This is a genomic window from Mesorhizobium sp. M1088, assembly GCF_040318575.1.
Taxonomy (GTDB): Bacteria; Pseudomonadota; Alphaproteobacteria; order Rhizobiales; family Rhizobiaceae; genus Mesorhizobium.
This window is the reverse complement of record NZ_JAMYMO010000033.1, coordinates 1-19,231: the sequence shown is the minus strand read 5'-3', so window position 1 is coordinate 19,231 and position 19,231 is coordinate 1. Positions and strand designations below refer to the sequence as shown.

15 protein-coding genes and 2 pseudogenes are annotated in these 19,231 nt (G+C 60.3%); 11 read left to right on the top strand and 6 right to left on the bottom strand.

Features of this window, described 5'->3' with window-relative positions; all coding sequences use genetic code 11:
* Window positions 1-1,970: 1,970 nt before the first annotated feature.
* Complete coding sequence (locus NKH49_RS26525) at window positions 1,971-4,124, bottom strand: hypothetical protein (RefSeq protein WP_352687083.1); 2,154 nt, start codon at window positions 4,122-4,124, stop codon at window positions 1,971-1,973.
* Window positions 4,125-4,830: 706 nt separating this feature from the next.
* On the opposite strand from NKH49_RS26525, the pseudogene NKH49_RS26520 reads away from it, so the two are divergent.
* The 4 genes and pseudogenes from NKH49_RS26520 to NKH49_RS26505 all read left to right on the top strand — a co-directional run.
* Window positions 4,831-4,962 (top strand): annotated as a pseudogene (locus NKH49_RS26520) (IS630 family transposase); the annotation flags it as partial.
* Window positions 4,963-5,019: 57 nt separating this feature from the next.
* Window positions 5,020-5,600, top strand: a pseudogene (locus tag NKH49_RS26515) (transposase); the annotation flags it as partial.
* 215 nt (window positions 5,601-5,815) lie between these two features.
* Window positions 5,816-6,478: a nucleotidyltransferase domain-containing protein gene (locus tag NKH49_RS26510; RefSeq protein ID WP_352928622.1), complete on the top strand. Its 663-nt coding sequence runs from the start codon at window positions 5,816-5,818 to the stop codon at window positions 6,476-6,478.
* Window positions 6,475-6,891: a hypothetical protein gene (locus NKH49_RS26505; protein WP_352928621.1), complete on the top strand. Its 417-nt coding sequence runs from the start codon at window positions 6,475-6,477 to the stop codon at window positions 6,889-6,891. Before NKH49_RS26510 ends, NKH49_RS26505 begins: the two co-directional genes overlap by 4 nt.
* Before the next feature lie 41 nt (window positions 6,892-6,932).
* Here the strand turns inward: NKH49_RS26505 and NKH49_RS26500 are convergent, their stop codons facing one another.
* Entirely contained in the window at window positions 6,933-7,613 is a 681-nt protein-coding gene (locus NKH49_RS26500) for a GntR family transcriptional regulator (protein ID WP_352473177.1), read from the bottom strand.
* Between the two features lie 190 nt (window positions 7,614-7,803).
* Between NKH49_RS26500 and NKH49_RS26495 the strand changes: the two genes are divergently transcribed.
* The 7 genes from NKH49_RS26495 (at window position 7,804) to NKH49_RS26465 (ending at window position 16,261) form a co-directional block, all read left to right on the top strand.
* Window positions 7,804-8,931, top strand: a complete 1,128-nt coding sequence (locus tag NKH49_RS26495) for a sugar ABC transporter substrate-binding protein (protein WP_352473178.1) — start codon at window positions 7,804-7,806, stop codon at window positions 8,929-8,931.
* Between the two features lie 71 nt (window positions 8,932-9,002).
* Window positions 9,003-10,541, top strand: coding sequence for a sugar ABC transporter ATP-binding protein (locus NKH49_RS26490; protein WP_352928619.1), 1,539 nt, complete (start codon window positions 9,003-9,005; stop codon window positions 10,539-10,541).
* Entirely contained in the window at window positions 10,538-12,610 is a 2,073-nt protein-coding gene (locus tag NKH49_RS26485) for an ABC transporter permease (protein ID WP_352928617.1), read from the top strand. The genes NKH49_RS26490 and NKH49_RS26485 overlap by 4 nt, the downstream gene beginning before the upstream one ends.
* A 13-nt stretch (window positions 12,611-12,623) precedes the next feature.
* The gene (locus NKH49_RS26480; protein ID WP_352923060.1) at window positions 12,624-13,430 is read left to right on the top strand and encodes an SDR family oxidoreductase; all 807 of its coding nucleotides are present in this window, start codon (window positions 12,624-12,626) and stop codon (window positions 13,428-13,430) included.
* Between the two features lie 10 nt (window positions 13,431-13,440).
* The gene (locus tag NKH49_RS26475; protein WP_352928615.1) at window positions 13,441-14,388 is read left to right on the top strand and encodes a 3-hydroxyacyl-CoA dehydrogenase; all 948 of its coding nucleotides are present in this window, start codon (window positions 13,441-13,443) and stop codon (window positions 14,386-14,388) included.
* Window positions 14,385-15,347, top strand: coding sequence for a 3,5-dioxohexanoate:acetyl-CoA acetone transferase (kce, locus tag NKH49_RS26470; RefSeq protein WP_352686489.1), 963 nt, complete (start codon window positions 14,385-14,387; stop codon window positions 15,345-15,347). Before NKH49_RS26475 ends, kce begins: the two co-directional genes overlap by 4 nt.
* A gap of 35 nt (window positions 15,348-15,382) precedes the next feature.
* Window positions 15,383-16,261 carry an SMP-30/gluconolactonase/LRE family protein gene (locus NKH49_RS26465; RefSeq protein ID WP_352542530.1) on the top strand — a complete coding sequence of 293 codons (879 nt, stop codon included), beginning with the start codon at window positions 15,383-15,385 and terminating at the stop codon, window positions 16,259-16,261.
* Between the two features lie 863 nt (window positions 16,262-17,124).
* Here the strand turns inward: NKH49_RS26465 and NKH49_RS26460 are convergent.
* The 4 genes from NKH49_RS26460 to NKH49_RS26445 all read right to left on the bottom strand — a co-directional run.
* Entirely contained in the window at window positions 17,125-17,577 is a 453-nt protein-coding gene (locus tag NKH49_RS26460; protein WP_352473188.1) for an MAPEG family protein, read from the bottom strand.
* 6 nt (window positions 17,578-17,583) lie between these two features.
* Window positions 17,584-18,090 carry an SRPBCC family protein gene (locus NKH49_RS26455; RefSeq protein ID WP_352473189.1) on the bottom strand — a complete coding sequence of 169 codons (507 nt, stop codon included), beginning with the start codon at window positions 18,088-18,090 and terminating at the stop codon, window positions 17,584-17,586.
* A gap of 1 nt (window position 18,091) precedes the next feature.
* Entirely contained in the window at window positions 18,092-18,439 is a 348-nt protein-coding gene (locus NKH49_RS26450; RefSeq protein ID WP_352473191.1) for an ArsR/SmtB family transcription factor, read from the bottom strand.
* A gap of 187 nt (window positions 18,440-18,626) precedes the next feature.
* A partial coding sequence (locus NKH49_RS26445) for a DUF2130 domain-containing protein (protein WP_352928613.1) occupies window positions 18,627-19,231 on the bottom strand: 605 nt, incomplete at its 5' end.

Sequence of the window (19,231 nt, the reverse complement as noted above, 5' to 3'; positions counted from 1 at the left end):
TTAGTTGTGGACAATTCGCAGGTGTCTGCCCGCTCGTCGCGGGATATCGGTCGGCAGATCCGGTTTCCGACATCGGAGGGGCCGAATCGGCTTATCCGCCGGTCGCAAGGAGGCAAGTCGCGTCAGAGGTTGTGGCGGAGGGGCTGATCGTCATGCCTGGTAGCACAAGCGGGACAAGCTGAGGCGCGAACTCGGACCGGCAGCTTAGCACTCCAGCGATGGCGAATTGGCCTAGGTGGGCACCTAGCGTCGACACGTCGCGTTTGGAGTTCTCCCAAGAGACTCCGCGTGGCTGACTCCAGTAGGAGTTAAGTTTGGATGCATACGGCGTGCTTTCGCTGTAGAAAAATCAACACGGCAAGGCTCTGGCCTCCCTTCGCCGGGCTGGAATGCAGGCTTCCTGAGATGCCGCGAGATGGCCGGAGCCCATTCGCGGCGCATCAGGCGCGTTGGGTGGGATGCAACTGCCGTGGAGACAGATAACAGCGCCGCGCTTAGGGCCGAGCGCGAGGCTTGTGACCGGGAGGCGGATCAGCTGGAAGCCTTCTCAACCACGCCCGCCACTACGCTCGCCGGTGTGGCAGGCAAGCTCGATACCGTGTCATGCAAGGGGAGGCTTCGGAGGAATGCTCCGAATTTCCTTGGCCGCTAATTCGCGCGGCGCTTAGCGATCTTGTGGCATCGCCGAAGCCTTCTGTGCTGACCGGATGCAGCCTCGAAGAATCCGTCATGACCAAGCCGAAACTCTCAGCCATTCCCGATGACCGGCCGGCCAAGACGTCGAACCGCCGGCCGCCGTTCGTCGCGATCTGGCCCGCCTATGCTGAATTGCTCGGCCGCGGAGCGGCCAGGTCTTGGGTCGGATTGTGGCGTTGGCTATAGCGCTGCGTTGAAAGTTGACCTAAGTGCACTGAAGTTGACTGAGACTAGCCCTCGTCTTGCTAACACTTCAGAAAATCGTGAATTGACTCCTCCGCTGCGCGAGCGCTTGTTGCACGGCAACAGTCTGGAGTCCGCCGTGTCAGTTCCAACAACGTTTCCGGGCAGCCCCCCGAAGACTAATACCTGTGGCAAATTGTGCCTCCGTGGGCGTGAGCGCGCATTCCGGTCGTCGACAACAGGTCCATCCATTCTAACTATTGGCCGAGCCGCCAGCATCCCAACATCGACCTCCTCCCTTGAATTTGATCCGATCGAGAGGCTCACATTTTCTGGGCAGTAGTCAAGCACTGGATTGAGGTGCATTCACCGCTCTCGCCTGACGCACTTCATGTTCATGTGGGGTTGCTGATATTCCTACCTATTGCGTTTGGGCTTCGTCGGCCGATCACAGCTTGGTGGGTTGTACTGGCTTTGGAAGTGGCCAATGAAACTGTCGACTTGATCTCGCTCCACACCGCCCAGAACCATTACCGCATCTACTGGGGCGATAGCTTCCTTGACCTAACGAGCACGCTGCTATGGCCGACGCTCGTCCTGATCCTCGTCAAGAGGAGGTTGCGGAACGATTTGATTGCCATCCCTTTTGGCGCGTACGGACGTGGCCTCGCCAAACTGCAGCCGGCTGACTAAATTGGCCACATCCCGCGCAGGGAGGCAGCTTGTCCAGAACGTAGGTGCCCGGTCACGTAGATTGCGAGTAGGCTGAGATTTGCGCAGGTTGGATTCTTCACTGATTGGCGCGGCTCATCGCGGGTTTTGACGCTTCGTAGGTTGTTAGGAGATCGCCTGTAGGCCATCGCGGCACAAGCCCAGCCTCATCGAGATGTCACCTCTCAAGGCGGCACGCCGTCGGCCGTAAACATAGTGTACAAAGCACCGGCAAAGAGTGGCTGCTCGGCTGCTACGCGCGGAAGCATCGGCCGTTCACCGGTCCATCGAAGCATCGAAGACGCAAGGTGCCGCGAGATTCCCATCTCCGCGGATCGCAGCAACCGCAAAGGGATAGCCAGTTCGAGGTCGCGCGTACCCTAGCCGCTCGGACGGTTGGCTGGGTCGAACAAAGCGAGCTGAACGTCGATGATCGGCATTTGATCTGCTGTGCCAGCAAGCGTTGAAGTTAGCAGGACTAAGTCGGAGAAGAAGCTTGCCGGGTAAATATCCGAGAGGTTAGCCCCGGTGGACTCCCCGTTAGAGCCAGTGAACCCATAATTATACGCTACCGTCGTCTCGCGTGTGCCAGGGGTCTTCAGATCAATTACAACCATAAAGGCGCCAGAGCTGCCGTTCGGCTTGATCGTTAATGTATTGTTGCCGTCGGTGCCGCCGCTGTAAGCGCGCACCACCGTTACTCGAAGTCCAGTCATGACTCCGCTCATAACATGGGTCATCGTTGCACCGCCCGAAAGCTGTAAGCTTCGAAGTTCAAAACTCTGCTTCGGGCAGACGACATAGTCGCGCACAATTGTTTTGCCAGAACTCTCTATATTTGTTGACATAAACGTTTTGAAAGGTTCTGAATCGATTATCAAACGCTCAGATCCAATTAAATTCTTCCGAAAATTCACAGCAATAATTGAGCAAATGCCGTTTCCATCACCAACGATGCTCGTTACTCGTCCGAAATTAAAAGTCCTAAGTCCAAACCCAGTTGTCTGGCGTACGCGAATAAGTTGTCCAAGAAAGCACATGCTCGCAAAGATTCGAGCCGCCGCTGGCGCAGTGACCAGATTTACGCTTATAGTTTTCTTGGTGCCATCCCAAGCTACCCCCCTGCTGCCCAATGTCAAATATCCGCCGCCCTCCTGAGTCAGTCCGCGCGCATAGGTCGGCGGATATGTCATCGTGCCGCCAAGGATGTTCAGGTTTTCGCAGAAACCCACGCCGGTTTGGATGGACGACCTCACGGCCGACGATGCGCGATCGGTCGGATTAATGATGGTCAAGTTTTTTGAATTAAGGCGCCAGCCTTTATGAAAGATAGGGCGGTTGAAAATCATGTTTTCAACGCCAGTTCCGCTTGCAACGAGCCCCGTGAATTCATCGCAATTCGATAAGCAGGTCGTGATCAGCTTGTCGACTTCGCCGCTATCGACTGTGATCTTGCAATTGTTGGTTTCTAAGTATTCGCCCTGAGTCCGCAAGATCCAGTTGCAAGTAACATTGCGAAGAACAACCTTTCTCCCTGATATCGTGATGCAATTATATGTCTGACGATTAGAGAAGGAAAAGGTTAAGTCTTCGTATTCGTGGTCAATATCGAAAACGTTGCCGTTTTGATCGATGCTGTAGATTGACGCCCGTCCATCGCCATTGGCGTAGGAAGCCTTATATGGGAAGTTCTGGCTATGCGCGTACTTCAGTTCGCGATCGAGAATGATCTTACCGGTCGTCGGGTCAGATGAAACTATTTTAGCATATTCAAAATAGCGGGCGTTAAACGGGAAGCCCGCAAACTGCTGATCGAAGCTGGCAACAAGGAGATATCGACCGGCAATGAAGTTCGAAGCATCCGCGGGCGCGAGGCAGGTTACGCTAGTGTCAGCAATTGCCGTAGTCGCGATCCGATAGCGGTCTACGTCGAGGTTAATTCCGCCCCTGTGGTAAGACGTGACGTCAGCACTAATAAGGCCGAAAACGGAGTTTTGACGGGAAAGCCCGAGATTGTGCAACCGCGACCCGTGACCATGGACACGCAGGTAAGGGATTTTTTGTACCCAACGCGGGTTGGTAAAACCATACACTTTGCTGCGGCCGAGATGGAGATGCACGGCAGTTCCGGTGGGCCGTGCAAGCGCCCACCCGTTGAAGGCGGCAAACGCGCCATCGTCGTTGGCGAAACCATCGCCCAGGGCACCGAACTGCTCGATCTCTACGCGAGCGTCGCACAACTTGAAACCTCGCCCGTTAAGACTCAGCGCTGAGGTGCGAGGGTTGGCTGCCGAGTAAGCCGCGTCTACAACTGGGTCGTAAACATACTTTGCGGCCCCCATGCCGAGCATCGAATAGCCGCTCGTTGTGATGGCGTCTATGCCGGCTGGGATCGTTAGATCTGAGATGGTCGTAAACAATCCGACAGACATTGCATCACCGCCGGGATCGCTCTCGAAATTCTGGCCGTCCAGAAATTCAGACGCGCTCGTGGCCGGACCGATGCCGACTATGGTTGCAGCGCAACCAGACAAAAACGACCTCCGAGTGGTCGTAAAACCTGCATTTCCTGGCGAAACCGATCGATCGAGAGATATCATTTTTCAACCACACGTCCCAAAGTGCCGACGGACTGACCACTTCAATATTTGGTATCTTCGGAAAGCGGATATGGCATTCAAAATTGACTTTTTGGTGCCTCGCAACCAGAAAGGATGAACAGCCTCAGACGGACTCTTGGTGCGGTTGGAAAGGTGACCGTTCCGGTTCCGTCGCCGTTCAGTGTCACAGTGTAGGCTGACGTGCTAACAACCGTAGCGATTCCGTCATCCCCATAGACTCGACCGACACCTCGGTTATTGTCTTGGCCTGAGATGTGAATGGGAATGCCGTCGCTAGTCCGTCAGTATAGATCGGCCCGGTGACGTCGAACCGGCCATCTAACCGGACTCCTTTTCGAAACGGTACGCAACTAGCAGGCATAGCCCCGCAGTGTCAAAGTTTGAAATTGCTTCCGCGTGAATGGCCGTCCGCCGTAAAGCGGCCCTGTCTACACATCCATTCAATGCACCTCTGCGTTCTGCAATGCATGCCGAATGAGCCTTCGTCCAGGATTTAGTCCGCTAGACACCGCTCGAGTTTTGCCGGTGTCGGTGCAGGTTGAGAAACTATTGGTTCCTGCCTGATCATAAGAGTCCGGACCGGGATTCCCTTTTGCCTGCCCGTGTGCGAGTCTGGCGCATGCGCACAGGAATCTCCTCCACCGTCTCGCCTTCTGACCATCGGCGTTCGGTTGCCTTGGTCAAAGACTGTAACAGCCCGCAGAAGCACGTTTGGCGCGCCGAGATCGTGTTGTTGAGCGCCGATGACCTTGCCCCTCTTATCTAATCCGGTTTGAAGTTCGTTCTGGCCTATCGAGAGGACCAGGACATGAAACGTAGCCGCTTCTCTGAAGAGCAGATCATCGGAATTTTGAAGGAACATGAGGCCGGGGTATCGGTTGCCGATCTGTGCCGCAAGCACGGGGTCAGCGACGCCTCGATTTACAACTGGAAGGCCCGCTTCGGCGGGATGGATGTCTCCGAGGCTCGGCGACTGAAGGCGCTGGAGGACGAGAACACGCGGCTGAAGCGGCTTCTGGCCGACGCCATGCTCGACAATGCCGCGTTGAAGGATCTTGTGGGAAAGAAATGGTGACGCCCGCGGCCAAGCGGAAAGCTGTCGCTTGCCTGAAGGAAGGCTTCGGGATGAGCGAACGGCGGGCGTGTAAACCCATCGGCTGTTGCCGCATGACGGTTCGCTACGAGACCAGCGGGCCGGACGACCGCGAGCTTCGCGAGCGGATGAAGGCGATCGCGCAGCAGCGTCGCCGGTTCGGCTACCGGCGTCTTCTCGTGATGCTGAGGCGGGAGGGCCTGGTCGTGAACCACAAGAAGCTGTTCCGGCTCTATCGGGAGGAGAAGCTCGCCGTTCGCCGCCGACCGGGCATTGGACGGACTGAAGCAGAAAGAAGATAATGAAATGGATAAGATAGAGCGGCATCTTGCTCTTGCTCCTACGATGGACTGGATGAACGTGGCGATCAACATCTCTCGGATGCGTTCGTGATAGCGGCGCAGCAGCCGCCAAGGCTCAGATAACAGGACATCTGTTTAGAAAACAAAACATCAGATTTGATACCCGGCAGGCGACGTGCTATGGCTCCAGAGCAGAAGGAACTTGCGCCATGACACGCTCGACCGCTCAAAGCGCTTTGCGCTATCCACTCACCATTATGCTCGGCACCGACGCAAGCGTGAGATTGCTCCGGGAATTATCCCGGCACGGCGGCTTGCTTTCTTCACCGTTGCTTGCGGCTCGTAGCGGGCTTGCGAGGGCAAGCGTGTGGTCTGCTCTCGCAACCTTGGAGGGGATTGGCATCGTATCTTCAGAGGGAACGGGCAGGGCTCGTCTTTATCGGTTGAATGATCGCCATCCACTGGCGACATCACTGGAAACCCTCTTTGAGCAGGAGGCGCTTAGGTATTCCAACATTCGCGCTGTAGTCACTGAGGCGGTCTCCGCAGTTCGGCCGAACGTACTCGCGGCCTGGATTTACGGCAGCGTGGCGAGGGGCGAGGACCGTCCAGACAGCGATCTCGACATCGCAGTGGTTACGCCATCCGAAAAGCTAGAAAGCGCGCTCCAAGAGATCCGTGAGGCACTGGTGACCCACGGTGAAGAGCTTGGCTTCAATCCCTCGGTGGTGGGACTCACTCCGCAGGATGTGGCGAGGCTGTCGAGCACGGGAGACCCTTGGTGGGGTGGCGTCGAAGCAAATGCCCTGCTCGTCTTGGGTCCACGCCCGGACGAACTCGCAACAAAAACTCGCCAGAAGGCGTTGGCATGACCAGAAGAGGTGCGACGAAAGCAGTCGAGACAGGCTTTGGCGAGGGGCGATTACGCATCGCCCGCTCATATTTGAAGGCTGCCCGTTTGGAGGTGGCAATGTCTGAAACGGGTGACATCGGCAATCCGGCTATGTCGCAGATCGTGAATGCGGCAATAGCATACGCCGATGCGCTCACTGCCCGATTTGCAGGAACGATCAACCGCGCGGATCATGCGGCCGTGGTGAAAACCATGCGTGATGCGCTTGGAAATCGCCTTCCTGCAGCGCAGGCCAGCAGGTTGCGGAGCATGCTCGATGAGAAGGACGAAGCTCAATACGGAATCAGGGCAAAATCACTAGCCGAAGCCGAGAGCCTGCTCGACAAGTTGGAAAAGTTCGCGGAGTGGGCGGAAAAAGAACTGGAAGTCTGATTAGCAATGGAGGCGGCATGTCGCTTATGGCGACCTGAATGTTACTTCAGCAGTTTGATCAGCACTGTGAAAGCCGCGTCGATGTCAGCGCGAACCGCGGCCCGGACAGCTTCCGCGTTGCGATCTCGCAGCGCTGCAAACATCTGCTGATGGTGCTGGTTGGCGGTCGAATAATTTCCAGAATCGTGCAGCATGTTGAAATAGGGACTGATCTGCAGCCACAGGTTCTCGATGATGTTGAGCATGTTTTCCGAACCCGCGGCTCGATAGATGGAGAAATGAAAGGCGTAGTTGGCCCTGAGGTAGGATTTGACGTCTCCGGCGGCATTGGCCTGTTCGAGTGCGTCCAGATGCTGGCGCAGCAGCGCCACGCTGGGATCGTCCATTCGCTCGGCCGCCCATGCGGCGGCGATCGCCTCGATCTCAAACCTCACGTTCCTGAGATCGATGAGTCGCGCGCGGCTTAATGCCGGTATCCCGATCGAACGGCCCGAAACCACCATCAATGCGTTGGCGGCGCTCAGACGCCGCAGGGCCTCGCGAACCGGCATGGGGCTGACGCCGAAAGCGTCGGCGAGGCTCTGCACCGTCACCATTTCACCTGGAACGATACTGCCGTCGAGGATCAACTCGGTGACGTGCCGGTAAACCCTGTCCTGCAGGGTTTCCCTGGACAGCGGCGTGATCTCGACGCCCGGCTTCCTGAATGCCGCCCCAGCCATCTGTGCCTACCTTTCCCCAAACGGCGACGCTCTTGTCCTACCCGGCGCCTGTGCCCGGAATGCAAGGTTCAGATTGCCGCGTCAAGCGCCGGCGTATCCGGCTTTGATACGGTCAGCTGCATCGAATGACAAGGAGCACGTTTCGTGCCCTTGGGAGGCATTTGGTCGTCTGAACTGGGAGGAGTTTCGAATGGGTATCGGATCGAAAGCCCGGCGGCTCGCGCTGCTTGCCGGCATGGCTGTTTGCGCCTTTGGGATGTCGGCGGCCGAGGCGGCCGGAAAGCACAAAATATTTCTCAGCATGAGCTTCATCGGCAATGATTGGCAGGCCGAGGCCGCCAACATGGTCAAGGCGATGGCGTCGCACAAGAGCATGGCCGACAAGGTCGACCTCCAGGTTCAGGTGGCCGGGCCGAACGCACAGCGCCAGATCCAGCAGATCAACGCGATGGTGCAGGCAGGTGCCGAAGCCATCGTGATCTTCCCGATCTCGCCGACAGCGCTCAACCAGGTGGTGAAGAACGCCTGCGACAAGGGGGTAAAGGTGTTTGCCTATGATGCCGAGATCACAGAGCCCTGCGCCTACAACGTCCATATCGATCAGGAAGAGGCTGGCCGCGTGACGGCGGAGTGGCTGGTCAAGAAGCTCAATGGCAAGGGCAACATCATCGCAGTGACCGGCGTTCCCGGCACCTCGGTCGACGATCTGCGCACCAAGGCCGCAAAGGAGGTGTTTGCCAAGCATCCCGACATCAAGATCGTGGGCGAGGCTGTCGGTATGTGGAGCCAGGCGGTGGCTCGTACCGAACTTTCCAAGATATTGGCGACGCGCAGCTGGGACGACATAAATGGGCTGTGGATGCAGGTCGGCTGCTTCACCGCCAATTCCATGCAGCTCGAGGCCGGCAAGAAGAGCAGCGAACTGCTGCCTTGCGCCGGCGAGGGCTCCAATGGCGGGCGCATCCAGATGCTGCCGGAGGGCACGGAGGTCGAGGGCGCAGCCTCTCCCTATGCGCCGCTCGGCGCGCCGCGTATCTCCTATGCATCGCCGCCCTATTCCGGCGCGCTCGCCCTCAAGCTTGCGGTCGAGGCGCTTGACGGCAAGGAGGTTGCCAAGAAGACGATCCTGCCGCTGCCGGTCGTCACCAACGACACGATAAAGCTTTGTGACGAAGGCACCTGGGCGGAGATGAAGGCTGGCTGTAACGCCTTCAAACCGTCGCTAGTCTCCAACCCCGGCTGGTTCGCCTCGATCTTCTCCGACCAGACACCTGAAATCGGTCTCGCGGCCGCCCTTGTCGGCCAGCCCGAGGAGTAAGGCTCTCCGAATGGGGCGTGGGGTGCTTTGGAGGCACTCCCACGCACCCCGTGCAGGCCGGGACTGGGATCATGATGTCAGCGCAATCGACAGCTGTCGGCATAGAGGGCGTCCGCAAGGCGTTTGGCGCGACGGTCGCCCTCGATGGCGTCTCCTTTGAGATCGTTTCGGGCAGCGTGCACGCGCTGCTAGGCGAAAACGGTGCCGGCAAGTCGACGCTCGTCAAGCTGCTGTCGGGACTGGTGCGGCCCGACGAAGGGCAAATCACCGTTCTTGGTGAACCGGCGCCACTCGGTTCGCCGCGCGCCGCGCACGCCAAAGGCGTGCAGACAGCCTTCCAGGAAATGACGCTGGTGCGCGATCTCAGCGTTCTCGACAACATGCTGCTGCCCTACGCGCCTGTCGGCCCGAGCGGCCTGATTAGGCGGGCGAGCGCGCGCAGGGCGGTGCGCCAGCACATTTCAGATCTCGGCTTTTCGGTCGATCTTGATGCCGAGGTCGCGACCCTCGATCTCGCCGTCCGCCAGAAGATCGAAATCGCGCGCGCGCTCTATCGCAAGCCGCGCATCCTCCTGCTCGACGAACCGACCTCGACGCTGTCGGGCGGCGATGTCGAATGGCTGGGCGGCATCATCGCGCGACTTAAGGCCGCCGGCACGACGGTCGTGTTCATCACCCACCGCATGCGAGAGGTGCGGGCCTTCTGCGACACGCTGACCATTCTCAGAAACGGCCGTCACATCGTGACGGCGCCGGTTGCCGACGTCCCGGATGGAGAAGTGATCGAAAAGATCATCGGTCGCAGCATCGCCCAGACCTTTCCGCCGAAACCCGAAAGCGAGGCGGTCTTCGGTCCGCCGGTGCTCGGCGTACGCGATCTCAAGGCCGGCATGAAGCTCGACGGCGTCGGTTTCGACCTGCGCAAGGGCGAGATTCTCGGCATTGCCGGGCTTCAGGGCATGGGCCAGCTCGACCTGTTCCTCGCCTGCTTCGGTATGGCCGAGATCGAGCGCGGCCATATACTCGTCGACGGGCGCGAAGTTTGGCTCGGCTCGCCCGCCGATGCGCTCAAGGCCAACATGGCGATCGGGCTGGTGCCGGAGGACCGCAAGACCGAAGGCCTGTTCCTGAAGCTCTCGGGCCGGCAAAACGTATCGCTGCCGGTCGTCGCGCGTTTTACCCGATTTGGCCTGATCAGCAGGCACGAGGAGGCGCGGGCCGTCCAGTCCGCCTTCTCGGCGGTCGAGGTCGACCACCGCGCCATGTGGACGAGGGCGGGGGCGTTTTCGGGCGGTAATCAGCAGAAGATCGCCATCGCCAAATGGCTGGTCGCCGAGAGCCGCATCCTGCTGCTCTTCGACCCAACCCGCGGCATCGACGTCGGCACCAAGCACGAGCTCTATGTGATGATGCGCGACTATGTGGCGGCCGGCGGCTCGATCCTTCTGCATTCAACCGAAATTCCCGAGCTGGTCCATCAATGCGACCGAGTGCTCGTCCTCTATGACGGTCGCCTGGTGGCGGAGCTTGCCGGCAACCACATCACGGAAGGCGCGATCATGCGACCGGCGCTGGGGCAAGGCGAGTTGGTCCGGGAGGCGGCGGAATGAGCGTGACGAGTTTGCCCGCCGCGGCACCGGCCGCGACATTGACGCGGCTTCTCGCGCGGCACAGCGGCGCGATCATCGCGGCGATCGTCTTTGCGGTGCTCCTGCTTATCGTCGATCTGGTCAGTGCCGGGCGGCTCACCTATTTCGACATTTCGTTTCTCTCCAGCGGCGGCGCCACCTCGGCGCTGGCGGCGATCGGCCAGACGGTGGTCATCCTGTCCGGCGGTTTCGATCTGTCCGCCGGCGCGGTGATCTCGCTGGTCAATGTCGTCCTGGCAAAAGGTATGGATCCGATGGCGACCGGCACCAGTGTCGCGCTGTGGACCTTGGCCGGAATTGGGGTCGGCATGCTGGTCGGCGCCTTCAACGGCTTCTTCATTGCCGTCCTGCGCATGCAGCCTATCGTCGTCACGCTGTCGACCATGTTCATCCTGCAGGGAGTAACGCTGCTGGTCATGGACAAGCCGGGCGGCTTCGTCTCGCCCGATCTTGGCGCCTTCTATCTCGGTGATGCTATCGCCGGTTGGATACCGATGCCGCTGGTGGTCATCGGCGTCGTCCTGCTCGCCTGGTTCTGGCTCAAAGGCACACGCTTCGGGACCGCGCTTTATGCCGTCGGCAGCGATCCGGACGCGGCCGCTTCGGTCGGCGTGCGCGTCGTTCTCGTGCGCTTCCTGGTCTATGTCATAGCCGGCGGCTGCTACGGGCTCGCCGGCGTCTTCATCAGCGCACAGACGGGCAGCGGCGATCCGCTCGTCGGTAACCCGTTGTTGCTGTCGATGTTCGCGGCGGTCGTCGTCGGCGGTACAAGGCTGGGCGGCGGTCAAGGCGGGCCGGTTGGCACCGTCTTCGGCGCCTACATCCTGATGATGGTCGTCAACATCCTGCTCGTACTCAACGTCTCGGCCTATTATTCGACGATCGCCGAGGGCACGATCCTGATCCTTGCCGTGCTTGCCGGCTCGCTGTCGCATGGCTCCGTGCTCGCCCGCCAACTGCGTGCGCTGCGGGCGCGATTGGCCGCATGGCGCGCCGGAATGCTGCCCTCGCAGATCGATCGCACCGACCGGCGGCTGAGGATCGCGCGTGGCAGCACCGACGATCAGCAGGCGCCGCAGCCGGCCTTCCATATACGCAACGCCGAGACGCTGCGTTATGCGCTGCCGGCCTATGTCTGCCTGGCCGTGGTCGTGATCATCACCCAAATCTGGCTCGGACGCGCCATCGTCAACGTCACCTACTGGAACTCGCTTTTCGTGCTGTCGAGCTTCCTCGCCGTCCTGGCGCTTGGGCAAGGCAGCGTAATCCTCACCGGCGGGCTCGACCTGTCGGTGCCGTGGACGATCGGTCTCTCGGGCATCCTGCTTGCCGGCATGGTCAACGGCTCGGATGGTGCACTTGCCTATGCGCTGCCGGCGGTGCTGCTCACAGCTTGCCTGATCGGTTTTGCCAACGGCATCGGCATCGTCTTCCTCGGCATTTCGCCGATCGTGATGACGCTGGCCACCAACGGCATTCTGCAAGGCGTCGCGCTGCTTTACTCGCAGGGTACGCCGGCCGGCTTCTCCTCGCCGATGCTGCGCTGGTTCATGACCGGGAAGGTATTCGTTGTGACGCCGGTGGTGCTGTTCATGATCGCCTTCGTCGTGTTTGCTGTGCTGCTGCTTGGCCGCACCCCTTTCGGCCGCCGGGTTTATGGCATCGGCAACAGCCTGCGCGCGGCCCAGCTCTCCGGCATCGCGGTCGGGCGCACGCTCATCCTCGTCTATGTGCTGTCGGCGGTCTGCGCAGGGCTCGTCGGCATCATGCTGACCGGCTTTTCCGGCCAGGCCAGCCTCGGCATGGGCGACGATTATCTGCTGCCCTCGATCGCCGTCGTCGTGGTCGGCGGTGCGCTGATCACCGGCGGGCGCGGCCACTATCTCGGCATGCTGGGGGGCGTGCTGCTTTTGACGGCGTTGCAGATGCTGCTCGCCGGCACGACGCTGCCTTACGCGACGCGGGCGATCCTGTTCGGGCTGGTGGTGCTCGCTGCGGTCATGGCGCTGCGCGAAAGGCGAATTCAATGAAAGGAATGGAATAATGAGCTCCAGCGCACCGGCATCGGCGGACGAATTCCTGACCGGGCTCAAAGGCCAACGCGTGCTGGTCACGGCGGGTGCCGGCGGCATCGGCTTTGCTATTGCCGAGACGCTGTCGGGGCTCGGCGCGCGTGTCGTGATCTGCGACATTTCCGACGAGGCGCTGGCCGCCGCTCCAGAGAGGCTCACACTCGCCGGCGCAGTCAAAGCGGACGTTTCACGCGACGACGATGTCGACCGACTGTTCGAGACCATAAAGGAGAAGCTCGGCGGGCTCGACGCCCTGATCAACAATGCCGGCATTGCCGGGCCGACCGGCGGGGTCGATGAGATCGATCCGGCAGACTGGCGGCGCTGCATAGATATCTGCCTGACCGGCCAGTTCCTGTGCGCGCGCCGTGCCGTGCCGCTGATCAAGGCGGCGGGCGGCGGCTCGATCGTCTCGATGTCTTCGGCCGCCGGCCGCCATGGCTACGCGTTCCGCACGCCGTACTCGGCTGCCAAGTTCGGCGTTGTCGGCCTGACCCAGAGCCTTGCCAAGGAACTCGGACCGCATGGGATCAGGGTCAATGCCATCTTGCCCGGCATCATCGAAGGGCCGCGCATCGACAAGGTCATTGCCGACCGGGCAAAGCAGCTCGGCGTTTCAAACGAGGAGATGACACAACGCTATCTGCAGAACATCTCGCTGCGCCGCATGACCAGCCCATACGATGTCGCGGCGATGGTGGCCTTCCTGCTTTCCGATGCGGGCATCAACATTTCCGGCCAGTCGCTCGGCGTCGACGGCAACGTCGAGACACTCTGAGGGGGAGATCATGGCGAAGGTAGCAATTGTCGGAAGCGGCTTCATCGGGCGAGCGTGGGCGATAAGCTTCGCTCGTGCCGGCCATGATGTGCGCATGTGGGACCAGGCGCCGGCCGCGGCCAGCGGTGCGCGCGACTATATCGCTGGGGTGCTCGGCGACCTTGCCGCCAACGATCTGCTGCGGGGACAGGCGGTCGATACCGTGCTTGGCCGCATCACCATTGTGGAGGAGCTTGGCGAGGCCCTGGCCGATGCCGTCCATGTCCAGGAGAACACGCCGGAAAACCTCGAGGTGAAGCGTGACGTGTTCTCCCGCATCGACGCACTTTCCGGTCCGCAGGCGGTGATCGCCAGTTCCACCTCGGCGCTGTTGCCGTCGAGATTCACCGATCATCTTGAGGGGCGCCATCGCTGCCTCGTCGTGCACCCGATCAATCCGCCCTATCTCATCCCGGCAGCGGAGGTGGTGCCGGCGCCATGGACCTCCGCCGAAACGGTGGAAAGGACCCGCGCGTTTCTTGTCGAGGCGGGCCATGCGCCACTGGTGATGAAGCGCGAGCTCGACGGCTTCATCATGAACCGCTTGCAAGGCGCGCTGTTGGAGGAGGCGTTTCGGCTCGTCGCCGACGGCTATGCCAGCGTCGAGGACGTCGACACTGGCCTGCGCGACGGGCTGGCGCTGCGCTGGTCGTTCATGGGTCCGTTCGAGACGATCGACCTCAATGCACCGGGTGGTGTGCGCGACTATGTCGAGCGCTATCAGGCGATCTATTCCAACATCTTCCCGCAGATGCTGCGCCGCGTCGACTGGGCCGGCGAGGTCATGGAAACGGTCGAGGCCGAGCGTCGCAAGCGCCTGCCGCGGGAAGAACTCGGCGAACGGCAGGTCTGGCGCGACCGCCGGCTGATGGCGCTGGCGGCGCACAAGAAAAAGTCGGATCAGGAGTTTGGACAATGACGCAAACAAGCCGCAAGCCCGGCGCCCAGCAACCCAGCGGCAAGGTCATTATCACCTGCGCGGTGACGGGGGCGATCCACACGCCGACTATGTCGCCTTATCTACCGATCACGCCGGACCAGATCGCGCGCGAGGCGATCGCGGCGGCGGAGGCGGGTGCGGCGATCCTGCATCTGCATGCCCGCGACCCCGAGACCGGCAAGCCCGACCAGACGCCAGAGGCGTTCGCGCGTTTCCTGCCGCGCGTCAAGCAAGGCACCAATGCCGCCATCAACATCACCACCGGCGGCAGTCCTTACATGAAGGTGGAGGAGCGTGTGCGCCCCGCCGCCCAGTTCAAGCCGGAGGTCGCCTCGCTCAACATGGGCTCGATCAATTTCGGGCTCTATCACCTCGCCGACAAATACGAGACGTTCAAGTTCGATTGGGAAAAGCCGCATCTGGAAGCGACGCGTGATCTGGTCTTCCGCAACTCGTTCAAGGACATCGAATACATACTGGCAACCTGCTACGACAATGGGACCCGCTTCGAGTTCGAGTGCTACGACATCGCCCATCTCTATAACCTCTCCCATTTCGCCGATCGCGGGCTGGTGAAGCCGCCGTTCTTCGTGCAGTCGGTGTTCGGCCTGCTCGGCGGCATCGGCACGCACCCGGAAGACGTCGCCCATATGAAGCGCACCGCCGATCGCCTGTTCGGCGACCAGTTCCGCTGGTCGGTGCTGGGTGCGGGCGCCAGCCAGTTGCGCATCGCGGCACAATCGGCAGCGCTTGGCGGCAACATTCGCGTTGGGCTCGAAGACAGTCTTTGGGCCGGTAGGGGCAGGCTTGCCAAGTCGAATGCCGAGCAGGTGGTGCTTGCCCGCAAGATCGTCGAAGGCCTCGGCATGGAAGTGGCAACGCCCGACGAGGCCCGCGAAATCCTGTCATTGAAGGGCGGCGATCAGGTCGCGTTTTGACCGGTTTCTGCAAGGTTCGAACAGAGGAGGACGGCATGAAGATCGAAGTCGTGGTGGACGTGAAGACCACGCTGGGCGAGGGACCGCTGTGGGACGTTGAACAGGAGCGCCTCTACTGGATCGACAGTTTCGACGGGCGTGTGTTTCGGGCAACCGCCGACGGTAGTGAGATCCGTTGCTGGGACGTGCCGATGAAGATCGGTTCGATGGCATTGCGCAAGGACGGCGGCGGCGCTGTGGTATCGCTGCAGCGCGGTTTCCATCTGCTTGATTTCGCCACCGGCGAGGTGACGCCGATTCACGATCCGGAGCCGGACAGGCCGATGAACCGGCTCAATGACGGCAAGGTCGACCGGCGCGGCCGCTTCTTCGCCGGCTCAATGGACACGATGGAAGAAGGACCCTCCGGCGGGCTCTACCGGCTCGATCCGGATTTCTCCGTTACCAGAATAGATTCCGGCATCATCTGCTCGAACGGTCCGTGCTGGAGCCCGGACGACCGCACCTTCTATTTCGCCGACACCTGGACCGGCGAGATCTGGGCCTACGACTACGACATCGCAACCGGTGCCGCCACCAACCGGCGCACTTTCACGCGTGTCGATACCAGCCGGGGAGGGGCGGCTGACGGCTCAACTGTCGATGCGGAAGGATTCCTGTGGAACGCGCTGGTCTATGATGGCAGGCTGGTCCGCTACGCGCCCGACGGCAGCGTTGATCGCATCATCGACATGCCCGTCAAGAAGATCACCAGCGTCATGTTCGGCGGGCCGAGGCTCGACACCCTGTACGTCACTTCGATGGCCAAGCCGCCGCTGCCGCGCTTTCCGGGCGACGGAGTTTTACGCGGCAGCCTTTTTGCCATCACCGGCCTCGGCGTAACGGGAGTTCCCGAGCCAAGATTTGCCGCGTAAATCGGTGCGTAATGGCGATGTCCTTCCTGCCTGCTTGGTGCCACCCCAACGTCCCGCCGCAGGGCAACTGGCGCTGGAAGCTCGTGCCCTGCGGTTCTGATGGAACCCACAATGAGAGGCTTGAGGTGCCTTCGCCTGACGTGCGCGCGAACGTGTCCCTGGAGAAACCATCAACCGAGCGTTGGAAACCTGCTCGCAACAAGAAATCCACCCATTAGCAACTCCAACGCATCGAGTGCCTCTTCGTCCCGCAAATTGGTCAGAGCTACGCTGTCCACCAAGACAACCTTTTCATTGTCTATGTCATAGACTTCCCAAAGTCCGTCCCTGATCCTTCGGATGGCGTGTCGACGCTCCATAAGCGGAACCTAATACTCGAGTCGCGGCGACGTTGATAGAAAATTCGGGCACGAGCCGATCATAATAGTGGAAAACCGCAGGTCGCCCTGACGATGCTCTTGCGATTGAGTCCACGAAAAAGCGCTTCAGAAAACGAAGAGCACCGATGGCGGCAGCACGACAGGCGGTGCGCCGGCTATCACCAGTCCTGTGTTGAGGGCAGGTTGGTTTCCGCTATCAACCGCTTCGTCATCGACCACAAGCTGCAGTCATAGCCCTTCGTCTGGACCGACGATCCCGACAAAATCATCACGGCCGCCGCGCGTGCACCAGGTGCTGGAGTCGATCCATAGCATTGACTATAGCAGTGTGGCGGTCCGCGAATGTCCGCTCTCCCAATAGGCAAGTTCGACCCCAAACAGACGTCCTCGTCAGTCTTTCGCTAGTCGACACGCAGGCCTCGATGGCGACGACGTCCGTGAACGACAGGATTGGAGCTTTCGGTACTGACATACGGTTCTACCTCAGGCAAAGAGCAAATCGTGGACTACGGCGCCCATCAGGACAACGATTGCGAGCAGGGAGACTGCAAAAGCGATCGTGCGCCAAGGCTGCATGGCCTTCAGATAGACTATCGAATGTACGATCCTGGCGACTACAAAAATTGCGAAAATGGGAATTGCAATTGCTGCCTTTCCTCCCGTGAAAACAAAGAGCAGGCCCAGCAGCAGAAATGGATAGATCGTGGCCTCGGCATTGCGGTGTGCGCGCAGGAGCCGCGCGACAGTTGGCGGGTCAATTTCTGACACGGGTACACCATAGCGAGCCCCATCCTCCGGATTGATTGCCACGCCACCCTTCGCGCGGATCGCCCCGCTGGAAGCCCAGAGCATCAGAAGATTAAGGCATAGAACGACGCAGGTGATGGCATACGCCACCAGAGCCGCATCTGCCGCTGTCCAGATTGATTGTTGCATCTAATGTTACTCGCCGCTGCTCGGAGCAGTTGACGGAGAGCTGGATGTCCGTTGTGCCATCGCGCCAATATGTGCGGCAAGGTTGTCCAATGTCTTGGCCGTTCCGGTGTCGATGCCCATTTTCAGATATTGCTCCAACCGTTCCGCCGAGCCGCACTCGATCCTCACCGTCAGAAACGTCTTGCCGCCAGTCTCGTCGAGAATGACACGCCCGATCGCCCCCATTGCTTCGAAGACGAGATGACGCGGCGGTGCGATCTCGCGATAGACGCCAGCGAACTGGTTGGCGCCAGGGGGATGCCGGTTGACGAACCTGAAGGCCCCTCCCGGACGCAGGTCGATCTCGCATTGTGCGAGCGGTTCGCCTGATGGATCCCACCAGCATGCCACATGCTCCGGCTGCGTCCATGCCTCGAAGACCTGTTCACAGGGCGCAGCAAGCACGCGCGTCAGAATGATCGTGTGCTTGTCCCGGTCGAGTATCAGGTCGGTGTTCGCGATCCCTGCCAGCATGCTACTTCTCCTTTTTGCCCATTTTTTCGAGGTGGCGATCCAGATTGTCGAGCCTGTCTTCCCATTGGCTGCGAAACGGCTCTACCCAGTCGGCAATATCCTTGAGAGCCGTTGTCACCAGCTTGCGCGGTCGCCGCTGCGCATCACGTCCGCGTTCGATGAAACCCGCATCCTCCAGCACCTTGAGATGCTTGGAGATCGTGGGTTGACTGAGTTCGAATGGTGCCAGCAGTTCCGACACCGTGGCTTCGCCCGTCGCAAGGCGGGCCAGGATCGCGCGTCGCGTGGGATCGGAGAGGGCCGAGAATGCCTTGCTCAGACGGTCGCCGGTGGGTCCATATATTGCCATATGACTATATAGCCATATGGCGATTAACGAGTCAAGACCTTAGATAAGAGGCCGTCGGCTAGGCACGACGATTGCCTCGGGTGGGCGGGCTTCTTTTGCTTACCCTATCCGAGGAGTCCGATGGGTATGTCTGGGGAAGCCGCTCCAGATTGCCAATCGTTTTCCTGTTGAGCTGCATACCGATTGCCTATTCGGCACCGGGCGGAGATGTTTCAATGGCCAGGACCTCCAAGCCGTCAATTTCTTGCATCACCTTTCCAGCGATGCCTTGCAAGTCGCCGTACATCCCCGCGGTCGACTCGATTACGCCTTGTATTTGAGCCTCCCGCTTGGCCCACAGGCGTGTTGTGGCCTTGCGTTCCTTGGCCAGGTCCTCCTGCATATCAGAGAACTTTTCGACGATGGCCTCGACGCGATGGCGGAACCGCGGACCGGTCAGATAGCCATAGACCTGCTCCATTTTGGTGGCTTGGCCGTCCTGGGCGAGGCGGGAGTTCGCCAGCTCGATGAGTGATTGTCGCAGCATGATTGCGATCGGCATCGCGCATTTGGGATGGGCGACATAGACCCCGTCCAGAAGATCGAAGGTTTCCACACCGGCAGGCAGAGCTTCCGAGATCATAAGCGCAATGTCCGCCTTTGCGGCCCGCTGATCAGCCCTGAGCTTCCCCAACCAACCCTGGCTCCATTTCTTGGTGCGTTTCGATTCCCACAAAATGGCGCCGCATGGCTGGCCGGCCGGTCCGACGACGCGGTGCAGGACATCTCCGCCGAACTCACCCTTGGCAACCG

Bases quoted from the DNA above. Each gene is read 5' to 3' on its own strand.
- NKH49_RS26455 (WP_352473189.1), bottom strand. From the start codon at position 18,090: ATGCTGGCAGGGATCGCGAACACCGACCTGATACTCGACCGGGACAAG.
- NKH49_RS26475 (WP_352928615.1), top strand. From the start codon at position 13,441: ATGGCGAAGGTAGCAATTGTCGGAAGCGGCTTCATCGGGCGAGCGTGG.
- NKH49_RS26480 (WP_352923060.1), top strand. From the start codon at position 12,624: ATGAGCTCCAGCGCACCGGCATCGGCGGACGAATTCCTGACCGGGCTC.
- NKH49_RS26450 (WP_352473191.1), bottom strand. From the start codon at position 18,439: ATGGCAATATATGGACCCACCGGCGACCGTCTGAGCAAGGCATTCTCG.
- NKH49_RS26465 (WP_352542530.1), top strand. From the start codon at position 15,383: ATGAAGATCGAAGTCGTGGTGGACGTGAAGACCACGCTGGGCGAGGGA.
- NKH49_RS26510 (WP_352928622.1), top strand. From the start codon at position 5,816: ATGACACGCTCGACCGCTCAAAGCGCTTTGCGCTATCCACTCACCATT.
- NKH49_RS26500 (WP_352473177.1), bottom strand. From the start codon at position 7,613: ATGGCTGGGGCGGCATTCAGGAAGCCGGGCGTCGAGATCACGCCGCTG.
- NKH49_RS26495 (WP_352473178.1), top strand. From the start codon at position 7,804: ATGGGTATCGGATCGAAAGCCCGGCGGCTCGCGCTGCTTGCCGGCATG.
- NKH49_RS26505 (WP_352928621.1), top strand. From the start codon at position 6,475: ATGACCAGAAGAGGTGCGACGAAAGCAGTCGAGACAGGCTTTGGCGAG.
- NKH49_RS26460 (WP_352473188.1), bottom strand. From the start codon at position 17,577: ATGCAACAATCAATCTGGACAGCGGCAGATGCGGCTCTGGTGGCGTAT.
- NKH49_RS26490 (WP_352928619.1), top strand. From the start codon at position 9,003: ATGATGTCAGCGCAATCGACAGCTGTCGGCATAGAGGGCGTCCGCAAG.
- kce (WP_352686489.1), top strand. From the start codon at position 14,385: ATGACGCAAACAAGCCGCAAGCCCGGCGCCCAGCAACCCAGCGGCAAG.
- NKH49_RS26485 (WP_352928617.1), top strand. From the start codon at position 10,538: ATGAGCGTGACGAGTTTGCCCGCCGCGGCACCGGCCGCGACATTGACG.